Raw genomic sequence first — 22,458 nt, forward strand, 5'->3', positions numbered from 1 at the left:
AATAAAATAAGGAGTTTTTCTAATAAACAGACTGGATCCCAGGTCCACGCCTGGGATGACACCTACAACGACCGCTCCCATAACACTGCGGGCCGCACCCTGGCGGCCCGCCAAACACTACGGGATGACGCCCTAACAACAAGTGGACGCACGGCGAATACTTGCATAGCAATGGCGGGTTTTACTTTAATTGAACTCCTAGTTGTCGTACTCATCATCGGTATTTTAGCGGCGGTGGCACTGCCGCAATATACCAAAGCGGTGGAAAAAAGCCGGTTGGTTGAGGCAATGACTATCATAAATTCTTTGGAAAAAGCAATTCCCGTATATTTTTTGGCTAATCCAGACGCCTGTATTAACTTCTTTGGGGACAATATCTCTTCTTGTCCTGGCAATCAAACAGATGTGTTGGATATAACTTTACCCAAATCTATGTTAGATAGTTGTGGGTCTAGTTGCTTTTGGAAAAATGGCGGTATGGAGTTTGGATTAGATGCATCCTGTTATGATGGAAGTTGCTCTATTGCTGTTGGTGTTACTAACAATAATGACTATTTTAGGTTGGAGTCTATTTATTCCAGTGGTGCGTGGCGGCATATGTGCAATAATTATGGCAAAGAGGATAAGTGTAAAACGCTGGCGGCTAATTGGTAAAAATATTTAACAGGGCCTAAATACGCCTAGGCCTTTGGGCCCTTGCACGGGATAGCATAGACGGATATACTATAAGTATGAAATTTCTTTGTGCGCTATCCTTTTTGTTGGCATCCGCGGTGGCCGCGGCGGCTCCGTTTGGGCATTTGGAAAATGTATCCACCCAACGGGCGGTATTTTTGGCGGATAAATTAGTCCAAAAACAGCCGATTACGTATTGCGTGCAAAAGGGCGATTTTGAAACCGTTACCGCGCCTCTTGCGGACCTTGCGCTCCAAACCCAGGCCGCCCTTAACGAGTGGACCCGCGGCGTTGCCCTGCATATAGAAGCGGCGGGGCGCAGTAAGGAATTTGCGGGTTTGCTCCCCCTCTTAAAAGGGGCTAAATTTACCGAAGTACCGTGCGATTTATCCAAGCACCCGGCGGCCGGGGCGTTCTTCCTCGCGCGCAAAAACGCGCAAGAGGCCGACATTACGGTCTTGGCCTCTGCGGCCTATTGCGAGGGCCATTTTCATAGGACTTCCTCTTTTTACACCGAGCAAATGCCCCCCGCTAAACCCTTTATCTGTCTGCAAACCCGCTACGCCAGTATCCCAAGCGATAAGGAAAATTTGTCTCAAACCGGGCTTTCAGACGAGCAAAAAGATATTTTGACTAATGCCAAAAAAGTGCTTTCCCGCACTACCGCGCCCGATTACTCGTCGGACGACCAACGCCGCCTGTGGATATTAAACCGCTTGTACTCGTATGACGGGCCAACCTATTTGGCGGCGGTTACGCACGAAATGGGCCACGCCTTTGGTCTGGCGGACGAATACACGGGGATAAGTGTGGACCCTTTGTACAAAACCGCCGAGCCCGTTTCCGGCATAATGAAGCGGCTCTACGACCCCTTGGGATGCAGTGAGGTGGACGGGATGATTATCCTGTTAGACCGTTACACGCACACCGCGCGTACCTTTACCAGTTTTTGCGGGGATGGCGTAACCTTTGTGTCCGGCGTGCAAAAGGTTGCGAAAAATACCCCCACCAAATTGCGCGTTCGGCCGGGCGTGTTAGAGAGGTGGAGCCTTATGCCCGCTTCCCCCACGACCAAGGCAATGCTTTACGAAAGCGTCCGTCAGGCGGATGCGTTGGATGACGATACACGAACTGCCGCCGCTTCCTTGGGCGAGGCGGACGAAATTTATTCCCGCGGGATGGTGAAAGCGGGCGGAATCCGGCAGGGCTCTTGGCTATTTATTGCGCGCCGCGGCAAACAATACCGCACGGCCCGCGTGCAATATAACGCTTCGGGCCGGGTGGCACAGGTGCGCTTGGTGCAACTAACGGCTACGCAGGCGGCCAAGTATTTTGCCGAAATGAAGACCGCCGAAAAATCCCCCCTTTCGGTGGATAAATAAGTACAATATTTTTATGGCAACTATCAAAGAAGCGGCAAAATTATTAAAAAACGCCCGTTACGCGGTCGCCTTTACCGGGGCGGGCATTAGCGTAGAGAGTGGCATTGCGCCCTTTACGGGGACTGGTGGTTTGTGGAACCAGTATGACCCGAAATTTATTGAAATCAATTTTTTTGAAAGATATCCCAAAGAGTCCTGGGAAGAAATGAAGAAAATCTTTTTTACCGATATGGACGAGGCTGACCCCAACGCGGCGCATAAAGTGCTTGCCAAATTGGAACAAAAAGGGCTGTTAAAGGGTGTGATTACGCAGAATATAGACGGCCTGCACCAAAAGGCGGGGTCTAAAAATGTACAGGAATTTCACGGCACGATTAAAACGCTTTCCTGCCTGTCCTGTGGGCGGAAATATAATTTAGAAGATGTAAATTTAGACGATGTTCCCCCGCGTTGCTTTTGCGGTGGGGTGTTAAAACCCGATTTCGTGTTTTATGGCGAGGGTATCCCCGTTAAGGCTTACCAAAACTCCTTGGAAATGGCCCAAAACGCCGATGTAATGGTAATTGTGGGCACGGCGGGGCAGGTGATGCCCGCTTGCAGTCTGCCGCTTACGGCCAAGCAATTCGGCGCGCAGATTATAGAGGTAAACCCGCAGGCCTCCGCCTTTACCGGGAGCATTACGGATTTGTACTACCCGATGAAGGCCACCGAGTTTTTTACCGAGTTGGAAAAGGAAATGAAGTTATAAAAAGGCGGCTTTTAGGCCGCCCTTTTTAGCGGGGTTGTTCCCCAAAGCGGTTTTCCCCCTCGGTGCCGGGGAGTAACATACAAATAAACAGCGCAAGCCCGCCCAAGTAGGGCACAAGTAGCAATAGTTGCCACCAGCCGCTCATCCCGATATCGTGCAAGCGGCGCGTGCGCAGGGAAAGCGGTAAAAGCAATGCCCCTAAATAGGACCCAACAATACAAATAATGGCTCCAATCCAGCCTACCCCCTCTTGGCTTCCCGGGTCGCTATACAACATAGTGCCGATAATCATACAAAGAAACATTACGATAAACCAGGCGGCAAGCATCAGGGCAATATACCAACACATAAAAAGCCAAAATTCCTTGCGGTTGGCGCGGCCCTTAAAGTCAAACAGTCGTTTTAGCGGGTTAATTAAATATTTCATTTGGCAAGTTCCTCCGCTTCGGTTTGGACGGCTTTTTCCGTTGCGCGCATAGCGGACAAGGTTTTTTCAAACAAATCTTCTAACGGCCAGCCCAGCATTTCAGCCCCTTGTTTGATAATGTCGCGCGAGCAGCCGGCGGCAAATTTTTTATCCTTAAATTTCTTTTTCAGGCTGGAAACTTCCATATCTTGCGTACTTTTGGACGGGCGCATTTTTGCCGCCGCGCCGATAAGCCCGGTCAGTTCATCTACCGCAAAAAGCACCTTTTCCATTTCGTGCTCCGGCTTGACGTCCACGGTAATGCCGTATCCGTGGCTGCAAACCGCGTGCACCAGTTCGGGCTCTGCGTTAATTTCGCCCAACAGTTCGGGGGCCTTTTTACAATGCTCCTGCGGGAATTTTTCAAAGTCTATGTCGTGCAACAGCCCGCACAAGCCCCAAAAATCGGCGTCGGATTTATAGCCTAGTTGCTCGGCCAGTTGGCGCATTACGGCTTCTACCGTAAGCGCGTGCAAGAGATGAAAGGGCTCTTGGTTGTATTTTTTAAGTAAGTTTAACGCTTGTTCGCGCGTAATATGTGTGTGCATAACTATAAAAGACTCCTAGAACGTATATTCATCTACCATAAAAATCTGTACCGAGGGGTCCTCGGCCATACGGCGTTTTAAAAAGGTTTTTTTAAGGCTGGGGCGCACGGTAGCGGAATAATAAATAGCCTTGGGCATATTCGGAAAATAGGCCTTTAAATAGATATATTTGCCGAAACTGGCCGATACCGCGGCGGGCTTGTATTCTTGCCACTCTTTTAGGGCCGCTTCGTTAATGGCGGTGCGGGTTTTTTCGTTTTGCCCGTCCACTTCAAAGCCGTCTATCAGTTGCAAAAGCAAATTTAGGTTATTCTTTTTAATCAGCCTGGCCGTGGGGCCGGGGTTGGCCTCCAAATACAAATGGTCCTGCGGAATATGAAAGGCCTTGGACGTATTTAAAATGTAGTCTATGTCCGCCTGCGTGAGGTCCGTTTTGATGTCAAGCCACCAGTATTTTTCCGCAGGGGCGCGCAGAGCAGAAAAAATATCGGCCAGTTTTACGCGGTTTTTGAGTTGTTTTTCGTCGTGCGCCACATACAGCCGCTCGCCGTTTGCTTCGGTTACGGCGATTAAATCCAGTTCAAAACCGGAGTATTTATCCTCCTTTTTCTGGGCGCGGCGCGGAGTGTTTACTTGGTGCAAAAATAAAATCTGTTTGGCGGGCGCGGCGAGAGCGAAATCAGACGGCTCGGTTAAGAGTTGAGGCAAGATGAATTTTTGCTCGGTATATACATACATAAAGGCCGTATAGGCTCCGGCCGAAACCAGGACCAGCAAAACAAGCGCTAAAATCAGGCGGTAAGTTCTCATAGTAACGCGGGCAAAAAAATACCGCCCCCATAGCGGAAGCGGTATTTTTGCAAATTAGTTGTTGGCGGGGCCGAAGCGGTTTTCGCCTTCGTTGCTGGGAAGCACGGCAAAGACAAAAAGCACAATTCCACCAATGAACGGCACGAGGTTCAAAAGAATCCACCAAGCGCTTTTGTTGGTGTCGTGCAGGCGGCGGGCCAAAATAGCCAAAGACGGCAAGAAAATAGCCAACTGGCACAAGTTGAAAATAATTTGGCCAACTTTGCCAAAGAAACTAAGCACTACGGCTAAAATCAATAACGCAACCACGGTAAACAATACATACAGCCAGTATTGTTTGCGGGTGGCGCGGCCCTTAAAATCTACATAGTGCTTTTTAAAAACATCCAAAAAATAGGTGTTAATTACGTTCATACTTTCTCCTTTAAACGACTACTTAATTTATAGCACAAATTTTAGCCGCGTTTCAAGTTATTTGTAAAACTTGGCAAACGTCTTAAACGCTTCCCCCACTTGGGCCGCGTCCGCACCGTCCGAAATAGGGGTAAAGTTCTCGTCGTAAAATTCCAGATTTCCGTAAGCGTCCATTACCGTTAATTTATCCCCGGTGCGAACGGCCTTTTTGGTGTAACTGGAAATAAGGCTGAACGGACGCGGGGTACTGTCAAACAAATCTGCGCCAATGGAGTAGTCCGCGGGGGCGTTTGTGCAGTTGTAAACGTGCGTTAAAATAGTGGGCGCAACATCGTAATGGTTGGTGCGGTAGGTAAGTGTTTGGGCGTCCGCATCGGACGGGCTCCACACAAAAAGCGGAACGTGCGTTTGATATTTCGCAAAATTACTGTTATGGCCCCAAAAATTGTGGCGCGTGTCGTTAATTTCCTGCCCGTGGTCCCCGGTCAAAACAACCCAGGTGTTTTTTAAAAGTCCGCGCTTTTGTAAATCCGTCAGCAGGCGGTCTATCATTTTATCGGTAAAATGCAGGGAATTTTTGTAGCGGTTCATATACGGGGTCGGGTCTGTGTTTTTGGTTAAAAGCAGGTAATTCATCGCTTCGCCTGCGGGTTTGAAGATTTGGTCCTCCTTGGGCGAATCGCTCCCGTGCGGAGCGTCCAAAAACACAAAGCCGAAGAACGGCTCCTTGGGGTTGTGCTTGTCCAAGAAAGTTTCAAAGTCTTGCACGGCGTCTATATCCCGCTCCCATTTGGTTTGCCCCTTGGATTCCAGGCGTAAATTGGGGATAGCGGCAAACACATTTTGGTGGAAGGCGGGGCTGTTTAACTTGCCGCTGCTATACACAGCAGGCGTGTAGCCCAGGGCTTGCGCTTCGCTCACCAAAACGGGTGGCAGGTGGCGGCTGGTAAAATCGTTCCAATACGCATAGGGCATAGAATAAAACAGCGAAAATACCCCCGCTTCGGTGGCGTTCCCGCCGCTTAAATGGTTGGCAAAGTAATGGGCGCCCGCGCGCTGGCTCCATTGGGTTAAGCGGGGCATAATTTCGGGCGTAAAACTGTCAGAGCGCCACGATTCCACCAAAATAATAAGCACATTTTGCTTTTTGTCCGGCGCGCAGGAAAGTGTATGCAAGGGGTAATTTAAATCCCCGCGGGCAGGCAGGGCGTAAGGCTCGCGCTTGGGCTCAAAACCCATTTTGCGCAGGCGGCGGTTGACGGAAAGAGGATTTGAAAACGGGAGTCTGTCGCGCTGGGCGGTAATGGACGGAACCATCATAAACTTGGCCCACGCAAATAAACCGTTATATCCAAGCGAAATAAGCACAAAAAATACGCCCGTCCAAATAAGAAATTTGTTAGAGAGTGTAAATTTTTTGCTGAGGAGTGTTAGCCCCCACTCGGCCGCGAACAAAACCGCCAGGCCCGTAAAGGCCATTGCCCAAGTAGAAGCCGGGAACATAAAAATTTCCCGCCCCGCCGGCCCAAAGAAGAGTTCCAGCATCGCCGGGCTAATGTGGAAGCGGTACTGGGAATAGACAATAATGTCCAGCACAAAAAACAGCGAGAAAACGCCCCCCCACACGGTAGCCGCCGCTTGCAGGGCGCGCGGGCCAATCAGGCGGAACGGAAGCGATAATATAAAAAGCCCCAAGGCAAAAAGCAAAATATGCCCCGGGATAAAAAACGCGGTAAAGAGGCTGCCGTAAAAGTCGCCCGCAAAACCGCCCGTTTTAAAGTAAAAAAGGGATAAAATACACCACAAAAGCCAGTTAATAAGCGCAAAAAGAGAGAGGTTTCTAATCTTCATAAAAATTCCTTGCAGGGGTTTGTTAAATTATATCTTTTTTGGGGGCCGTCTGACGGCGTAAAAACGATACGCATTGCGCCGTTTCGTCCCCGGTCAGGGCCAAAACCTTGCCCACCAGGCGGTTTATTTGCGCTTCCAGCGGTTCCGTGTCTGCCTGCGGGTGCTTGGTTTTTAAACCGTAAATTTGCTTGGCTAACGCTTCCAGCGCGGCTTCATCATCCTGTGCGGCGGCGGGTACGGGCAAATCGTTCAGCGGGGCGGAGTAGAGTTCCAGCAAATTGCCCTTGCGTTTGCCCTTGTAAAAAAGCCAAGCGTAATACGGCGCGGAATTAAACAGGGCCAGCAAATACCACAGGGAAACGCCTTTTGGGACCGAGATAAAATATACATCCGAACTGGCGTACCACGGGCCGGGCGTATAGGCGAACGTGTTTTTTACGGCGCGCTGGGGCACGGCCAGTTTGGGCGCGTCAAAATCCATTTTTCGTCGCACGGAGCCGAACCAATATTCCCCCCGCTTTAAGGCTTTGTCTATGCCGTTGTTGTTTTGCTTGCGGGCGAGCAAAACCGGGGCGAATTTTTTGAGGTGCGCGCGCAGGGCAGGATAGTTGGAAAAATCGGTATTTTTGTCCCCGGGGTAGAAGAAATCAATCAGCCAACGGTTTGGAATTTGGCGCGCGACATAAGGAAAAATATCGGAATTTTTAAAAAACGGTTTTAATCTGCTCTGTTCGGTTTCTGAGAGGTTTAACGCGTTTTTTTCGCGAGACGACAGCACAAACACGCCGTCGCCTTTTTCCACGCTGGGAAGCGCAAATTTCTTCAAATGGGCGGCGGAAATTTTATCGCACCCCGTCATTAGCCCGTTGGTAACGGTGGCGACGTCCTTTAACGTTCGCGGAACGCTTGCCATTTTAGCAAGTACTGCCTGTAAATTTCCCCCGGTTTGGATAAGTAAATAAGCGTTTTCTCCGTTAAAAAGCGCTCCTTGCGCCACGGGCGTGCCGTTTACGGCGCAGGGTGCTTTGGTGTGGCCCTTTTCAAAAATACTTATTAAACTGTGGTGTCCGTCCGCCTCGGCAAAGAGCCGTTGCTCGCCAAAGTCCTGCAAATATAAAAAGGCGGCATTTTCTCTTAAATCCTGGCGCAAGAGGGCGGCCCCTTGGGCGGTAGCAAAGTAGGGCGTAGTCAAAAAGCCCGCGGTGCCGGACGGGCGCAAAATTTGAAGCGTCAAATAAAAAAACAGGTAGAGCAAATCGCTTTTGGGCGTAATTTTATCTTGCCAGAGCGGGTTTTGCCGCAGGGATTCAAAAATTTCCCGGTGATTCTTTTGTCCGACGTATGGCGGATTGGAAAGAACCACATCAAACCCGCCCTTTTTAGAAAATACGGCGGGAAATTCCGCCTGCCAGCAGGTCTGCCCGTTGGAGGCGGAAAGCGCGTCCAATACCCGCAAATTGGGGAAATTAAAGGGATTTTCCATCCCCGGCAAAAGTGCCAGGCGCAATTTAAAGGTACTAATCGCCTGCGGCGAAATATCCCCCGCATAAAGATTTTGGCGGACGACTTGCGCTAAAATTTGCCCGTAAGGCGTTTGGGGCTCGGCCCGTTGGAGGATATCCGCCAATTTTTGCGCGAAAGGAATTAGCAAATTGCCCGTTCCGCAGGCCGGGTCGCACACGGTGAGATTTTTTAAAAATGTAAGCGTTTTTAAGTCCGCCGTCTGGGCGCCATTTAATAGTGCGCGGGCCTCTTCGGGCGGCAAAGAGGCTTGGCGGCATAAAGCGTAAAAGAGCGTTTGCCCGGCCAGGTGCTGTGCCACCGTATCCGGCGTGTAAAAAACGCCTTTTTCGCGCCCGTCCGCTTGGAGCAGGGCCTGTAAAAAACCTAAATCCCTAGGTTCCACATCCGCTTGCTTTAATTCGCGCGCAACAGCGGGCGGCACGAGGGGCTTTTTAGGCAGAAATTCACCCCACGCAGGGGCTTTATCCCCCGCTAATTGGTGCGCCAAGGCATTATATAAGCCGCCTAATGAAAAATTTTCCCGGCGGCAAAGGCGTATCAGTTTTGCAAGTGTGCGCGAAGCCATATATAAAAATTCCGTTACTTTATTTTAGCACAGAATATAAAATAAGAAGGCGGGCCTTTTACATTAGCCCGCCTTGGTGCATATTAAAATGCTTATTTGACCTTTTTGCCCTGTTCCAAGAGCAAGGTGAACGTGGTCATATTCGTTACCTCGTCCGGGCCGAAGAACTGAATCGGGCCGGGGAAGGTGTAAAGGTCCAACTCCGCCCAATCGGCGCGGTTTTTAAGCAAGTGCTTAAAGGGTTCGCCTTTGAGTTCCACGAGGGCCTTTTTGATGACCGGTTTTTCTTTACCTTTGCGGCGTTCAATGTTCATCATCATCGTCAACGGAATACCGCCGCATTCCCAATCCTGCGCCTTTTTGGTCAGTTTGCGCACGGAAGAGAGGTAGCCCGAGCATTTGTTAAGCGCCAAAACGGCGGCGTTGTAGCCCAAGGCATAGGTATAGTTTGCGTCAAAGGTGGACGGAATACCGCAGCGGCCTTCGTAACCGAAGAAGTGCGTAATAGCGGAGAATTTACCGTCATATTTGCCTTCCTTCTTCATTTCGGCCAGTTTCGTGCGGAGCATTTCCACCAGCAACTTTTCGGTTTCAATCAAGGAAACCTGTACGTTGCCGTGCGGGTCGCGGTCCAACATCAACTGGCTGGCGATACCGGCCGGCAAGGATTTCATCAGTTCAGCGAGTTTGGCCGGGAGTTTGGAGATAATAAACTCTTTCTTTTCGGCCACGGTGTTCATCTTGGACAAGGCGGCTTCGTTTTCGGCCAGCGAGTCGTTAAGCGCGCTGATGAGTTCCTTCATTTCCGGGATAAATTCAATTAAGCCTTCCGGCACCAACACCACACCGTAGTTTTTGCCCGCTTTGGCGCGTTTGGCAATGAGTTTAGCCAAATCGTCCACAATTTGGCCGAGCGTCATCTTTTTGGCTAATACTTCTTCGCCAATGAGCACGGCGTTGGGGTGCGTTTTAAAGGCCACTTCCAAGGTAATGTGAGAGGCGCTTCTGCCCATCAGGCGGACAAAGTGCCAATATTTGCGCGCGGAATTGACGTCGCGTTCAATATTGCCCACGAGTTCGGCGTAAATTTTGGTGGCGGTATCAAAACCAAAGGAGGTTTCAATTTGTTTGTTTTTCAGGTCGCCGTCAATCGTCTTCGGCACGCCGATAACGGAGATGTCCACACCCTGCTGTTTTAAATATTCGGCAATTACGCAGGCGTTGGTGTTGGAGTCGTCGCCCCCTACTACCACGAGCGCGTCCATTTTGTTGGCCAAGAGGTTATCTTTGGCGGCTTTTAATTGTTCGTCCGTTTCAATTTTGGTGCGGCCGGATTGGATAAGGTCAAAACCACCGGTGTTGCGGTAGTCCTTCATCAGGGCCGGGGTAATTTCAATAAATTTGTTTTCTACGATGCCGCTGGGCCCGCCCAAGAAACCGAAAAGTTTATTCTTGGCATTGGCTTTTTTAAGCCCGTCCAACAGACCGCCGATTACGTTGTGGCCGCCCGGGGCCTGGCCGCCGGAGAGCACTACGCCCACGCGCACGGCCTTTTTGCAGGCGGCGGCGTTGGAGCCTTTTACAAAGGTAATTTCAGGCAAGCCGTAGGTATTGGGGAAAATCCGTTTTACGGCGGCTTGGTCGGCTACGCTTTTGGTCGCTTTGCCCAATTTGGGTTTTACGGCCGCGGGGCCTTTTTTAAGGATGTTGGGAAGCACGGGCTGGTATTTGCAGCGGTGCTTTTGAAGATGAGAACAAACGCTTTTAGCGGTATGTTTAGTAGGCATTACTCTTCTCCTGTTAAGATAAAATCTTTACTTTTATTATACAAAATTCCCCCGGTGTGTATTGGGAAAAATCAAATAATATAAAAATAGGATATTTCTTTGGGCCCGAAAAAATAAGGAACAGGGCCTTTTTGTTGGAACAAAGGTTCGTTCGCGGCCCCTTTTTAAAAGGGGTTGTTTCATTTTTTTTGTTAAAATTTTAATTGTTGTTGGTGTACCCGGATGTATTCACCGTATAAAAACGCGTACAAAAGGCATTTTTGCTAAAATATAAATGTCTTAAAAAGGAGAGAAAATGAAAGAATTTAACAAGATTTGTCGTTTATTGCCGTCATCCCCGAAGGTTTCTGTCGGGGATCCATTGTTATTAAACAAGAAAAACGACAGATTCCCGACTGCGACATTCGGGAATGACGCCACTAGCCTAAGTAGCCGCACGGCAACAGCAGGATTTACCCTTATAGAATTATTAGTCGTTGTCCTTATTATCGGCATTTTGGCGGCGGTGGCGGTGCCGGAGTATCAGGTGGCCGTGTTAAAAAGCCGTCTGTCCAGCACAATGGCTACCGTCAAAACCATTGCCAACGCGGCTGAGGTGTATTATTTAGCCAACGGAGCCTACGCGCCGGATGACATTACGCTCCTAGATATTTCGGACGTAAATGGGTGCAGACAAATAGGGCAGGGCCGCTTGAATTGTGGCAATATTGAGTACGATTATAATGCCGGAAGTGCCGGTGGTTGGCATACAAATGGGCAAGACCGTATTGACGGAAAAATTTATTTAAATGGGGTGCTGACTATTTCCTATTTACAGTATTTAGAGCATAGTCCCAATTATGCAGGGGAGCGACATTGTATTGTTAATGATACTTCTTCCTCCTTGGCTCACCGTGTTTGCAAAAGTATGGGTGGCACGCTGGTTAGTGGCAGTAGTACATCCTATTGGTTGCCCTAGACTGCAAGAAAAATTTTGAAACTTGCGTGAATTTTTTGTAAAATAATCTATATAAAAATATTTGCGCCCCCATAGCTCAATGGATAGAGCATCTGCCTTCTAAGCAGGGGATATAGGTTCGATTCCTATTGGGGGTAAATATAGAACCCGCGAAAGCGGGTTTTTTATTTACCCCCAAAGCCGCATAAACTGCTTTATGCGGCGGTAGGAAGCGAAAGCCGGAGCCTTATACGAATTTGAGGCCAGGGGCCGAAAGGCGAGTATGGCGAGGCGGGGCCGCGAGCGCCGAGGGTCAACGAGGCGACTAGTGGCCGATGACCTTAAAGGTAAATATAGAACCCGCGAAAGCGGGTTTTTTATTTACCCCCAAAGCCGCATAAACTGCTTTATGCGGAGGTAGGAAGCGAAAGCCGGAGCCTTATACGAGTTTGAGGCCAGGGGCCGAAAGGCGAGCAGGACGGGCGGGGCCGCGAGTATATTTCCCCCATATTTTCCTATCTGGGCCCAAAGACCTATGCGTAATTAGGCCTTTTGGCCCTGTTCATTTTGAACAAGAAAAACTATGCTATTAAAAATGTTATAGGGTGTTTGCGTAAAAAATAGTAGATTTTTTGGGTATAACTTGGTATAGTGAAAGTGTACCCGAATTAAACTGACAACAAAAGAAGGAGTACCTAAAATGAAACAACTCGTATTAGCCCTGCTGTTACTGGGCTTGGCGGTTCCTGGTTCTGCCCAAGCCGGTAAAGCTCCTGTCGTTGCAGCAAAACAAGTAAAGAAAGTTGCTACCGCGTTTAAAACCCGCGTACCTGCGGCGCCGCGCGTGTCCAGCAAAGTGCTTAAACAGCAATATGCCTTGGTCAGCCGTTCTTTGGATATTGCCCGCCAAGTACACAGCCAACAAGTGGCCCAGATTCTAACGGATGCTTCACTTGCTGCGCAAGAACGCTTGCTGGTGCTGGAAAAATTAGAAGTTGAAACGGCTGCCTTGATTGCCAGCCTTAACGAACGCGCCCTAAAATCGCAAGCCCAATGGGGCGAAAGGTTGTTGGTGGAACGCAATCCGAATTTCCTGCCTAAAAAAGACGCGAACATCCCGGGGATGCTCTCTGAATCGGCCAAGCCGACGGAATACCCCGATATGTCCCCCGCTTTCTTCCGCGAAGTGGTGGCCTTAGTTCCCGAATATGAGGAATTACCCGAAGAGGTAAATATGCTTGCGGTGGCGCTTGGCAAAAAGTTAGGCTTTATGGAACAAACTATTACCCAGTTGAAAGAGGTAAAACTGGCTGCCAACAAAAAAGTTGCGATTAGCGAAACGGAAATGGAAAAACGCTTTTACCGCAACCAAGTGAAAAAGGCTGACCGCGAACTGGCGAAACTTTCCAAACAAGCGGCCCAAGCCGCGGCGGATTTGGTGGATTTAATGAATCTTTATCCCTCCTTATACAAAGACGCTTTGACGTTGGTAGCCGCTAAGTTGGATACCTACCCGGTTAAAACGGACTTTGTAAAATACCTGCGCGGAAAAGTCCGCTTGCCCTCTATGGTCAAGGAAGAGGCGCCCCGCCGCAGAATTGGTTTTAACTAACCGAATAGTTTTAAAAAGCCCCGCGTTCAGCGGGGCTTTTTTGTGGTGTGCTGGGAGTATCCAAAAAGCGTTTTTTAGCGGCGTTTGACTCTGTAAAATGGTAAAATAAACTAACTGCATTTTGGGAGTATTTTATGGCCAGAAATTTATCGTTTTCTTATTCTAAAATGGGTATGTATAAGGAATGCCCGCAGAAGTATAAATTCCGCTACGTCCATATGTTGCCCGAGCAACCCAAGTATTACTTTGCGTTCGGTTCTGCTTTGCACGAGGTAATGGAGTACATTTATAACCCGGCGAACCCGGTTTTTCCCACCTTGGCGGAGGCGTTGGTGTTTTTTGAAAACCATTGGAATAAAACCACTTACGAGCAAAAGGGCTACGCGTCGCTTGAAAAAGAACTGGCCGGATATGCCGAGGGGCGGCGGATTATTGAGTCCTATTACGCCAAAAACGCGGCCACTTTTGCGCATCCTCTGTCCGTAGAAATGAAGAGTACCCTGGATATTGACGGGCTAAGCCTGATTAGCATTTTGGACCGTATGGATTATTTGGGCGACGGTAAAATTAAAATTTTGGACTATAAAACGGGCAAAACCGTCCAGCGCGAGCCAGACCAACTGTATATGTACCAAAAAGTGGCCGAAAACTCTCCCGCCATCCGCGCACTGGTGGAGCAGAAGGACCCGGGCGTAAAGGAAATCCGCGTAGCGCAACTGAGTTTTTACCATTTGCCCACCTTGCACGAAATGACGTTTGAGCGCGCCGAGGACAAGGAAATTTTTGAATTTTGGCAAGGCGTTTTAAAGGTGGCGGACAATATCCGCGCGGGCAATTTTGCCCCCACCCCCGGCGAAAACCAATGCCGCTGGTGCGATTACCGTAACATTTGCCCCGTGTTTACGGGTAAGGAATACACCGGGCCGACGGGCTTTGCGGCGCGTAAAATAACGCCCGCCCCCGCCGAACAACCTAAGAGCGAGCAGGAAATTTTGAGCGAAAAAATTGACCGTTGCGGGGCGCTATTGGACGAAGCCAAGGCCTTGCAAAAGGAAATCATTTCGCTAATGCGCAAAAATAATTTTGAACGTCATTTCGGCAAGCAATACAAGGCTGAACTTGCCCGCGTGGAAAAGTTGGAATTTACCGATAAAGAGAAAGTAGTGGAACTTTTGCGCACGTTAAAATTGTTGGCCAAGGTGCTGGTGCCTACGCAAAGCACAGTGGCCGGGCTACTAACGGACGCGTCCGTCCCCGCGGAGGCCAAGGCCAAATTACAGGCGTTTGCCAAAAAAGAAGAGGATATTAACTTAAATTTAACCAAGGCGGAATAGTATGATAAAAAAAACGGATTTTCGCTTGAAGTGGTCTTTTTTTACCGTGCTGGCGGCGGCCCTGCTGTTTACCGTGGCCCGCGCGGCACTTTTTTTGTTAAACCGCGATTTTTTCAGCGCGTTATCTGGGACGGAGATTTTTTCCGCCTTTTTAAATGGGCTCCGCTTTGATTTTTCCGTAATAGCCCTTTTTATGGGGCCGGTGCTGTTTTTGCTCAATTTGCCCGTGCGCGGACGCGGCTGGGTGAAATTTTGGGTGGGCGTATTACTGGCCGAACTGATTTTTGCGGCGGGCTTTTTAATCGGCGATTTGATTTATTTCCCCAAGGTAAACCGCCACATTGCCGAGGAAATCGTGCAGGTGGCCAACGACTGGGGCTATGTGTTAAAGTATATGCTTACGCAGGTTTGGCTGCCGCTTATTATTCTGTTGGGCGGCTTTGCGTGGGCGGTGCGCGCGGTGTGCCGCTATACGGATACGCATTTTCAGGCTAACCGTTTTAGCAAAATCCGCACGGGTGAAATTTTATTTTTGATTGTTTTGCTTACCTTTTTAGGCATCCGCGGACACATCGGGCGCGGCAAGTCCTTGGGCGTGGCTGACGTGTATAATTATGCCGTTTCCCCCGCCGCCGCCGCGCTTACGCTAAACGGCGCGTTTACGGCCTATCAGGTGGGCAGAAAGGGCGCAATGGAAATTTCCAACGCGTTCCCGGCGGATAAAGCCCTAGAACTCACGCAAAAACGCTTTGTAGCCAAGGACGAAACCGTGCCAGATGAAAATTATCCGCTTATGCGTCAAGCCCAAGCGGACGATAAACCGCTTGCAAAAGGTTACAACGTAATGATTGTGCTTTTGGAAGGTTGGCACCCCTATTATGTGGACGGTTTATCCGGCCAAAACTTTGGCGCTACCCCGGTATTTGACGATATTTTAAAAAACGGCGTGAACTTTACGAACGCCTATGCGGCGGGCCTGCGCAGTATTTTTGGCTTTGCGGCGGTGTTTGCGGGTGTGCCACTGGTGCCCGGGCTGCCGATGTTTGGCTACGGGCTGGAACTAACTTCGTTTTCCCCTATGCCGAAGCATTTTTCGCAGGAGGGCTATTACACCTTTTTTGCACAGACCTCGCACCGCGACTCTTACCGCTTGTGCGCGCTGGCCTCGTACCTGGGCGTAAAGGACAGTTACGGCTGGGAGGACATCCCCGAACTGTTAAAATACAAGGACCGCGCCCCCTTTGGCTACGATTACGACGCCTTAATGTTCGCGGCGGATAAAATTAAAAACCGCCAAGAAAAGAATTTTATGGGTATGGTGTTTACGGGCATTACGCACGAACCGTTTGCCTCCACCTTGCCGCAGTTTGATAAATATCCGTACGATTCGTGGGAACACGGCTTCTTAAATACGCTGTCGTTTGCTGATTGGTCTATCGGCGAGTTTTTAAAGCGCGCCAAAGAGGATGGCTGGTTTGATAATACCGTTTTTGTCTTTGTGGCGGACCATACCTCGGGCGGCCCTGCGGACGATTCATTAAAAAACCGTTTCCGTATTCCGCTGGTTATTTACGCGCCGAAACTGTTTAAAGGGCGGGAAGCCAAGCAAATCGTTTCTCAATTAGATTTAATTCCCACACTCTACCGTTTGACGGGCCTTACGCCTGCTTATACGGCCTTTGGGCGGGATATGTTTGATACGTCCTTGGAGCGGGTGGCCCTTGTGTCCGAGGGCGTGAATATTGGCCTTATTACTCCGGACGGCGAAATGCGCCACAGCGGCGGAAAGATTTTATCCGCCACGCCCGGTATGGATACCAAAAAGGCCGAAGAAACCTTGCTGTCCTTGGACAAGGCCGCCTATACGCTGCTCAAAGAAAACCGCTGGTATAAGCCCGCCGGGAGCGCGCAATGAGTGGAAACCTGTTTGTTGCGCTGGATTTGGGTACGTCCTCTTGCCGCGCCTTGGCCTTTAACCAAGCCGGGCAGGCCGTGGCGCACAAAAGCCTTGCACTTGCGCCAAAACGCCCCCAAAACGGCCTTTCTTATTATGACGGGGCCGAACTCCTGCGCGCGCAGAAAAACGTTTTAAATTCCCTTTTAATGCAGGTCGGGCCGCAAAATGTCCGCAGTATTTCCGTGGCCGGTCAGCGTTCCACGGTGGTTTTGTGGCATAAGCAAACGGGCGAAGCCTTGGCCCCGGTGCTCACTTGGGAGGATGGCCGCGCGGCGGCGGAAGCGGAAAACGCCCCCGTCAGCCAGCCGGAAATCCACGCGGTAACGGGCCTATATAAAACGCCGTATTTTTCCGCGCCCAAAATTGCCTGGTGCCTTAAAAACTGCCCGGTGGTTAAGCAGGTGCTCGCCGAAAACAATTTGCTTATTGGCCCGGTTCCTTCATATTTTATTTGGCATTTAACGGGCGGCAAAACCTTTGCCACGGATGCTACGCTTGCCCAGCGGACGCTTCTTTTGGATATCCGCACGCAAACGTGGAGCGCGGATCTGTGCAAGGCCTTTGGCGTGCCGTTTGAATCGTTGCCGGCACTCCGCCCGAGTGCAGCGGATTACGGCGTGTACGAATTTGAGCAGATAAAAATCCCCCTTTGCGTGTGTGCGGGCGACCAACAAGCCGCCGCGTGGGGCCGTTTACAGGCCGGGCATACGCTTATTAATTACGGAACGGGCGCGTTTTTACTCCATAATGTGGGGCACGGAAAAAAAACTGTTTTGCCAGGCGTGCTAACATCTTTGTCAGCGTCCTCTAAGGCCGGGCAAAGTGATTATTTATTAGAAGCCCCCGTCAATGCGGCGGGGAGCGCGCTCCAATGGCTAAAAGCGCAGGGGCTTTCCATAGACGATAAAAAACTGGACGGCTTATGCGCTTCTTCCAAGGCCCCGGTGTGGCTGCTTCCGGCCTTGGGTGGGCTGGGGGCACCGTATTGGGATTTTTCTTTGTCGCCCGTAGCGGCGGGTTTGTCCCCCCTTACCCAAAAGGCCGATTGGGTGGCCGGAACCGTGCGCGGAATTGCGTTTTTGCTTGCCGATATTGTGGCCTATTTGCGGGCCAATCAGGTGGCGGTTAATGGTCCAGTGGTGGTATCAGGCGGGCTTACGCGCCTCACCTATTTAATGCAATTTCAGGCGGATTTGTTGCAAGTTCCGCTGATGCAAAGCGATGAAACCGAAAGTACGGCCTTGGGCGCGGCGCGCTTGGCGGCTGATTATCTTGGCGAGCCGTTGCAAGAGACGCCGGCGGATAGCCCGCGCACCTTTGCTCCAAAAATAACGGCGGAGACGGCGCTCGCCTTGCACCAAAAATGGCAGGCCTTTTTAACTTGGTGCAAAGCGCAACCTCGTTAATTTGTGCGCTTGGTTGCTTACTAATTTTCCCCCGCTTTTTTAAGCGGGGGTTTTGGAACCCCGGCTAAACTAAAAAAGCCCCGCCGAAGCGGGGCTTTTTATGCGTCTAAAACATCCTTACAGTACGTCCGCCATATTTACTTCCTGCGGTTTGACTGTGGCGGCATCCACCGTGGCTTTTGCGGCCGCCTGAGTGTTAGCAACAGATTTTTTTACAGCCGTTTTGCGGGCGGCCGCATTTCTGCGGGCCTGCGTGGCGCGGCGTTTGGCCGTGTTTCTTTTGGCGGTGGCGTTGGTTTTTGCCTTGTTCGCCGTAGCCTTGGCTTTTACGGCTTGCGCTTTGGCCTTGGTTTGGGCGGCAGTCGTGGCAGCCTGCGTTTTTTGCACGGCTTCTTCGCCCTGCGCTTTCACTTCGGCGGTGGCTTCGGTTACTTGCGTATCGGTAGCCGTTAAGCGGCGGTTGATTTCTTCTTCCATAGCCGCTTCCTTTTGCGCTCTGGCTTCTTCCAACTGTTTTTGCAAGCGTTCCAATTCCGGGTCGTTTTGGTATTCCTGTTCCACTTGCGCGCGGACCTCGGCGGCTTTTGCTTCGGCCGCGGCCTTGGCTTGGGCCAGTTCTTCCTCTTTTATCTGCTGTACGCGGGCTTCGTCTTGCGCAAGTTGGTTTTCCAATTCTTGCACTTCGGCCTGCTTTTGCGCCTGGATTTGCAAGGCTTGCTGAACAACCTCGGCCTTTTTAACGCCCAATACATTAGCCGTTAAAGAGTTCGGCAAATATTGGTCCGTAAGCGTAAAAGCGTTTTCGCCATTATTGTTGGCGGCGCTGACTTCGGCCCCTTGCTGGATGAGGAACAGGGCGGTCTTGTCGTTTTTAGCCTTAATAGCCGACAAAAGCGGCGTGTTGTTTTCGCGGTCGCGCGAATTGATGTCCGCACCCGCCTTTAACAGCGCCTGCGCGGGGGCCACGTCCGTAGCGTAAACGCTATAAACGATAGCGGTGCGGTCTTGAAAATCCTTTTCGTTGGGGTTAATGCCTTTTTGTTTGAGCAAAATGTTCAAGCACTCTTGCTGGTTTTTGGAAGAGGCGCGCATTAACGCGGTTACGCCGTTGTTGTCCTTGGCGTTTACGTCAGCACCCAAGGAAAGCAAGTTGCGAAGCGTATCGGCCTGCCCTTGTTCTACGGCGTAGAAAATCGGCGTGCGACCCGAAAGATCCGCAATATTTACATCGGCTTTACCCGTGCGGACGAGCAGGCGGGCGGTGTCGCTATGGCCTTCGGCCGCCGCTGCGGAAAGGGCGGAAAGCCCCGTGGCCGGGTTGCGGTAATTTACCATAGCCCCGTGAGACAAAAGGACCTTTACGTTGTTGTTTAACCCTTTTTGCGCCGCATAAATAAGGGGCGTGTTACCCGCGTTGTCGGGCAGGTTTACCGCCGTGTTATCAAGCGCGATTAAATTGGAAATCAATTTGGCGTTGTCCGTGCCCGAAGCATAAATAAGAGCGGTTTTGCCCAAATCGTCCTTGGCGGTTACATCGGCGCCGTGTTTGACGAGGTAGGCCACCACTTCGGTATTGCCTGCGGCCGCGGCGGAAATAATCGGCGTTACGCCGTAACTGGAAGCGTCGTTTACAACGGCTTTACCGTCTTCCACGAGCATTTTGATAATTTCCATATTGCCCTTTTCAGCGGCAATGGTAAGCGGCGTAATCCCTGCGTAGTTTTTTTCGTTTACGTTTACGTTGGCGTACATCAGCGTGCGCACGCGGTCCACATCGCTGATTTTGACGGCGCGGACCAAGGACGTATCATAGACGTATTTGGTCTTGGCGCGCGGGCGATTGCCCAAGGTGTCGCCCTCGTATTTCTTTTGTTCGGCGCCAAACAAGGTTCCGCGGTAAATATCGCCGGGGACTTGCGTGGCTTGCTGGGCGATGGCGTCGGTGGCGGAACGCGGGGTGCGTTCACCCAAGACCACGCCTTCATACCCTGTGTAGTAGTCGTCTTGGCTGTCGGCGTTTTGCGCCACAAGCGGACTGACGGCTAGTGTGAAGACAAAAATGAGTCCTAGTTTTTTCATATATATAATCTCCCTCCAACTATTATATTATAACCAATGCAGAGGGAAAAGTTTTAAATTTTTTTACGGAAGTGGGTTTTTGGGGTAATCTGAAAGAATTATACCTAAATAATGCTAAATTTTTAACATAGGACTTGCTTTTTTTTGTACTAGGTTGTATTATAGTTAGTATAAAGGCCAGTAAAGGCCGACGGATTTATCCCCCAGAACCTTTCGATTTACCCCCCGAACGGTTCTGAACAAAAGGGCCGGGCACATCCCCCGGCTCTTTATTTTTTGTTTTCTAAACAGAAAAACCAAGCAAAAATATCTTCTTCTTTTTCTTGCACAAGAAAAAGAACGAAAAAGAGTGGCGGGTCAGCGCCCATAAAAGGCAGTAACGGCGGGTATTTTTACAACTTGCCTTACCAGGCTCAAACAAGTAAAAATACTCCTCCGCCTTATACGCCTTTTATATGCGGGCAAGACCCGCAGAACAACTAGAAGCGGAAAGTGCTTGTTTATGCCAGCATTTTTGAAAGTTGCCCAACACGGAGCGTGTCCCTGTTTTTTTCATAAAGTTGTCATCCCCGAGGGTATGCCGGCGCGGAGCGCTCGGGGATCTGGTGTTATTAAATAAAGAAACAATAACAACAATATAAAAACCCGCACTCGTAAAAGTGCGGGTTTTTAAAACAATTAGCAGTTACGCTCTTACAGAGCAATCACGCTCACCGGGGTCCTGCGGACTGCGGGAGCAAGTCTGCCCTGCTTGCGCAGCGCTTACAGAGCGATGGCGCTCACCGGGCAGGTGCCGGCGCAAGAACCGCATTCAATGCATTTGGAAGCATCAATGTGTCTTTTGCCGTCCACTTCGCTGATGGCGGCTACGGGGCAAGAAGATTCGCAAGCACCGCAGTTAATGCAAACATCCGGATTTACTTTATAAGCCATAAAATAAGTCTCCTATTAGGTTAAGTTTGTATATAAATTATACCAAAATTGTTTGGTGGCGGGTATGGGGTCTCCCCTCCCGTCGGGGCCGCGGCCTTGTATTCATAGGGCGGTTTTGGTAAAATATAAAAGTAAGGAAAAACTAACTTTTATGGAAAAAGAAACTTCCCGCACTTTATACTCTTTAAAACCGGGCAATACCGCCCAGATTAAAGAGATTCAAACGGATGGCAAAATGGCCGAAAAATTAGCGGCTATGGGGATCGTCCGCGGACAATTTATTACCCGCAAACCCGGGTCCAGCCCGGTGGTTGTCAGCGTTTCGGGCACCGAGGTTGCTCTCGGGCGCGAAACTGCTAAAAAAATTATCGTTACCGCTAAAAAGAATACCTTTCTGTTGGCCGGAAACCCCAACGTGGGCAAGAGCCTTATCTTCTCGCGCTTGACGGGTATCGGCATTATATCCTCCAACTTCCCGGGTACGACGGTGGGCCTAAACTACGGGCAAACTGTGTTTGACGGCGAGTCCTACGATATCATTGATATTCCCGGCCTCTACCGCCTGGAAGAAGAGTGGGTATTGGAAGGCAAAAAACATAACCTGTTTAAAGAATTGGAGTACGATTTTATCGTATGCGTGGCGGACGCTTCGCACTTGGAGCGCAACCTGTATTTCCTGTTGGAAATTATGCAACTTAAAAAGCCCGTTATCCTTCTGTTAAACAAGTATGACGAAGCCGTGCGCAAAGGGATTCAAATTAACGTAAAGGAACTGGAAAAGCAACTGGGCATCCCGGTCATCCCCACGGTCGCCACGACGGGCGAGGGCTTAAAGGAACTTTCCTATCAAGCGGCGCGGATTGCTTCGCACGAAGCCGTTTTGAGCAGTTTGAATATTCCCGCCGACCCGGAAGAAAAATGGCACATTATCGGCCGCATTATCCAAAAGGTGCAAACCATTAAGCACAAACACGCGTCCTTTTTGGAGCATTTGCAGGGCTGGGCGACCACGCCTGTAACGGGCCTGCCGATTGCGCTGTGTGTGCTTATTCTGTCGTTCTTTTTGGTCCGTTTTGTGGGTGAAAATATTATTGACCTGTTGGACCCGCTGTATGAAAATTATTACGTTCCGTTCTTGGAGCATATTTTCAGCGCGATTAAAGACAACGCGTTTGGGATGCTCCTGCTAGGCGACGGCGGCGAAAACTATTTTGGCGTGCTGACTGACGGCTTGCATATTGCGCTTATTGACGTAATGTCCTATGTGTTGGCGTTCTATGCGCTGTTGGGCTTCTTGGGCGATTTGGGCTACTTGCCGCGCCTGGCTGTACTTTTGGATAGTTTGCTCCATAAGGTTGGCCTGCACGGGTACGGCTCTCTGCCCATTATGTTGGGCTTTGGGTGCAAGGTTCCGGCGGTAATGGGTATCC

Annotated in this window: 17 protein-coding genes, 1 tRNA gene and 1 pseudogene; 10 read left to right on the forward strand and 9 right to left on the reverse strand. The window is 50.2% G+C overall.

The genetic code is table 11. The features are described from left to right. Positions 1-171: 171 nt before the first annotated feature. From B2118_RS04125 to B2118_RS04135, 3 genes and pseudogenes are all read left to right on the forward strand, one after another. Positions 172-262, forward strand: a pseudogene (locus B2118_RS04125) (type IV pilin protein); the annotation flags it as partial. Positions 263-731: 469 nt separating this feature from the next. Further along, positions 732-2,057 (forward strand): hypothetical protein, encoded by a 1,326-nt coding sequence (locus B2118_RS04130; protein WP_428053448.1) that lies wholly within the window; start codon positions 732-734, stop codon positions 2,055-2,057. Between the two features lie 13 nt (positions 2,058-2,070). Continuing rightward, positions 2,071-2,805, forward strand: coding sequence for an SIR2 family NAD-dependent protein deacylase (locus B2118_RS04135; protein WP_428053449.1), 735 nt, complete (start codon positions 2,071-2,073; stop codon positions 2,803-2,805). Positions 2,806-2,830: 25 nt separating this feature from the next. Here B2118_RS04135 and B2118_RS04140 read toward each other — a convergent pair whose 3' ends face one another. From B2118_RS04140 to B2118_RS04170, 7 genes are all read right to left on the reverse strand, one after another. Further along, positions 2,831-3,232 carry a DUF805 domain-containing protein gene (locus B2118_RS04140; protein WP_428053450.1) on the reverse strand — a complete coding sequence of 134 codons (402 nt, stop codon included), beginning with the start codon at positions 3,230-3,232 and terminating at the stop codon, positions 2,831-2,833. Further along, a complete protein-coding gene (locus tag B2118_RS04145; protein WP_428053451.1) occupies positions 3,229-3,819 on the reverse strand; it encodes an HDIG domain-containing metalloprotein in 591 nt (196 codons plus the stop codon). Before B2118_RS04145 ends, B2118_RS04140 begins: the two co-directional genes overlap by 4 nt. 15 nt (positions 3,820-3,834) lie before the next feature. Beyond that, complete coding sequence (locus B2118_RS04150) at positions 3,835-4,629, reverse strand: hypothetical protein (protein ID WP_428053452.1); 795 nt, start codon at positions 4,627-4,629, stop codon at positions 3,835-3,837. 54 nt (positions 4,630-4,683) lie between these two features. Next, on the reverse strand, positions 4,684-5,043 hold the full coding sequence (locus B2118_RS04155) for a DUF805 domain-containing protein (RefSeq protein ID WP_428053453.1): 360 nt from the start codon (positions 5,041-5,043) through the stop codon (positions 4,684-4,686). Positions 5,044-5,100: 57 nt separating this feature from the next. After that, entirely contained in the window at positions 5,101-6,894 is a 1,794-nt protein-coding gene (locus B2118_RS04160; RefSeq protein ID WP_428053454.1) for a sulfatase-like hydrolase/transferase, read from the reverse strand. Between the two features lie 22 nt (positions 6,895-6,916). Continuing rightward, positions 6,917-8,983, reverse strand: coding sequence for an Eco57I restriction-modification methylase domain-containing protein (locus tag B2118_RS04165; RefSeq protein WP_428053455.1), 2,067 nt, complete (start codon positions 8,981-8,983; stop codon positions 6,917-6,919). Between the two features lie 92 nt (positions 8,984-9,075). Further along, positions 9,076-10,770 (reverse strand): diphosphate--fructose-6-phosphate 1-phosphotransferase, encoded by a 1,695-nt coding sequence (locus tag B2118_RS04170; protein ID WP_428053456.1) that lies wholly within the window; start codon positions 10,768-10,770, stop codon positions 9,076-9,078. 295 nt (positions 10,771-11,065) lie between these two features. Here B2118_RS04170 and B2118_RS04175 point away from each other — a divergent pair, with 295 nt between their 5' ends. The 6 genes from B2118_RS04175 (at position 11,066) to B2118_RS04200 (ending at position 18,016) form a co-directional block, all read left to right on the forward strand. Next, positions 11,066-11,728: a type IV pilin protein gene (locus B2118_RS04175; protein WP_428053457.1), complete on the forward strand. Its 663-nt coding sequence runs from the start codon at positions 11,066-11,068 to the stop codon at positions 11,726-11,728. A gap of 65 nt (positions 11,729-11,793) precedes the next feature. Further along, positions 11,794-11,865: transfer RNA gene (locus B2118_RS04180), tRNA-Arg, on the forward strand. A gap of 542 nt (positions 11,866-12,407) precedes the next feature. Beyond that, entirely contained in the window at positions 12,408-13,319 is a 912-nt protein-coding gene (locus B2118_RS04185; protein ID WP_428053458.1) for a hypothetical protein, read from the forward strand. Between the two features lie 134 nt (positions 13,320-13,453). Then, complete coding sequence (locus tag B2118_RS04190; protein ID WP_428053459.1) at positions 13,454-14,653, forward strand: RecB family exonuclease; 1,200 nt, start codon at positions 13,454-13,456, stop codon at positions 14,651-14,653. 1 nt (position 14,654) lies between these two features. Then, a complete protein-coding gene (locus tag B2118_RS04195; RefSeq protein WP_428053460.1) occupies positions 14,655-16,568 on the forward strand; it encodes an LTA synthase family protein in 1,914 nt (637 codons plus the stop codon). Further along, entirely contained in the window at positions 16,565-18,016 is a 1,452-nt protein-coding gene (locus tag B2118_RS04200) for an FGGY family carbohydrate kinase (RefSeq protein ID WP_428053461.1), read from the forward strand. The genes B2118_RS04195 and B2118_RS04200 overlap by 4 nt, the downstream gene beginning before the upstream one ends. Positions 18,017-18,133: 117 nt before the next feature. Here the strand turns inward: B2118_RS04200 and B2118_RS04205 are convergent, their stop codons facing one another. Further along, on the reverse strand, positions 18,134-20,095 hold the full coding sequence (locus tag B2118_RS04205) for an ankyrin repeat domain-containing protein (protein ID WP_428053462.1): 1,962 nt from the start codon (positions 20,093-20,095) through the stop codon (positions 18,134-18,136). Positions 20,096-20,857: 762 nt separating this feature from the next. Further along, positions 20,858-21,028, reverse strand: a complete 171-nt coding sequence (locus B2118_RS04210; RefSeq protein ID WP_428053463.1) for an indolepyruvate ferredoxin oxidoreductase subunit alpha — start codon at positions 21,026-21,028, stop codon at positions 20,858-20,860. 151 nt (positions 21,029-21,179) lie between these two features. On the opposite strand from B2118_RS04210, the gene B2118_RS04215 reads away from it, so the two are divergent. Further along, the coding region (locus tag B2118_RS04215) for a FeoB small GTPase domain-containing protein (protein WP_428053464.1) at positions 21,180-22,458 on the forward strand (1,279 nt) is incomplete at its 3' end.

It is taken from the genome of Candidatus Avelusimicrobium stercoris (assembly GCF_002437085.1).
In the GTDB taxonomy this organism is placed as follows: Bacteria; Elusimicrobiota; Elusimicrobia; order Elusimicrobiales; family Elusimicrobiaceae; genus Avelusimicrobium; species Avelusimicrobium stercoris.

Bases quoted from the DNA above. Each gene is read 5' to 3' on its own strand.
- B2118_RS04195 (WP_428053460.1), top strand. From the start codon at position 14,655: ATGATAAAAAAAACGGATTTTCGCTTGAAGTGGTCTTTTTTTACCGTG.
- B2118_RS04165 (WP_428053455.1), bottom strand. From the start codon at position 8,983: ATGGCTTCGCGCACACTTGCAAAACTGATACGCCTTTGCCGCCGGGAA.
- B2118_RS04135 (WP_428053449.1), top strand. From the start codon at position 2,071: ATGGCAACTATCAAAGAAGCGGCAAAATTATTAAAAAACGCCCGTTAC.
- B2118_RS04145 (WP_428053451.1), bottom strand. From the start codon at position 3,819: ATGCACACACATATTACGCGCGAACAAGCGTTAAACTTACTTAAAAAA.
- B2118_RS04200 (WP_428053461.1), top strand. From the start codon at position 16,565: ATGAGTGGAAACCTGTTTGTTGCGCTGGATTTGGGTACGTCCTCTTGC.
- B2118_RS04155 (WP_428053453.1), bottom strand. From the start codon at position 5,043: ATGAACGTAATTAACACCTATTTTTTGGATGTTTTTAAAAAGCACTAT.
- B2118_RS04150 (WP_428053452.1), bottom strand. From the start codon at position 4,629: ATGAGAACTTACCGCCTGATTTTAGCGCTTGTTTTGCTGGTCCTGGTT.
- B2118_RS04160 (WP_428053454.1), bottom strand. From the start codon at position 6,894: ATGAAGATTAGAAACCTCTCTCTTTTTGCGCTTATTAACTGGCTTTTG.
- B2118_RS04210 (WP_428053463.1), bottom strand. From the start codon at position 21,028: ATGGCTTATAAAGTAAATCCGGATGTTTGCATTAACTGCGGTGCTTGC.
- B2118_RS04170 (WP_428053456.1), bottom strand. From the start codon at position 10,770: ATGCCTACTAAACATACCGCTAAAAGCGTTTGTTCTCATCTTCAAAAG.
- B2118_RS04140 (WP_428053450.1), bottom strand. From the start codon at position 3,232: ATGAAATATTTAATTAACCCGCTAAAACGACTGTTTGACTTTAAGGGC.
- B2118_RS04185 (WP_428053458.1), top strand. From the start codon at position 12,408: ATGAAACAACTCGTATTAGCCCTGCTGTTACTGGGCTTGGCGGTTCCT.
- B2118_RS04130 (WP_428053448.1), top strand. From the start codon at position 732: ATGAAATTTCTTTGTGCGCTATCCTTTTTGTTGGCATCCGCGGTGGCC.
- B2118_RS04175 (WP_428053457.1), top strand. From the start codon at position 11,066: ATGAAAGAATTTAACAAGATTTGTCGTTTATTGCCGTCATCCCCGAAG.
- B2118_RS04190 (WP_428053459.1), top strand. From the start codon at position 13,454: ATGGCCAGAAATTTATCGTTTTCTTATTCTAAAATGGGTATGTATAAG.
- B2118_RS04205 (WP_428053462.1), bottom strand. From the start codon at position 20,095: ATGAAAAAACTAGGACTCATTTTTGTCTTCACACTAGCCGTCAGTCCG.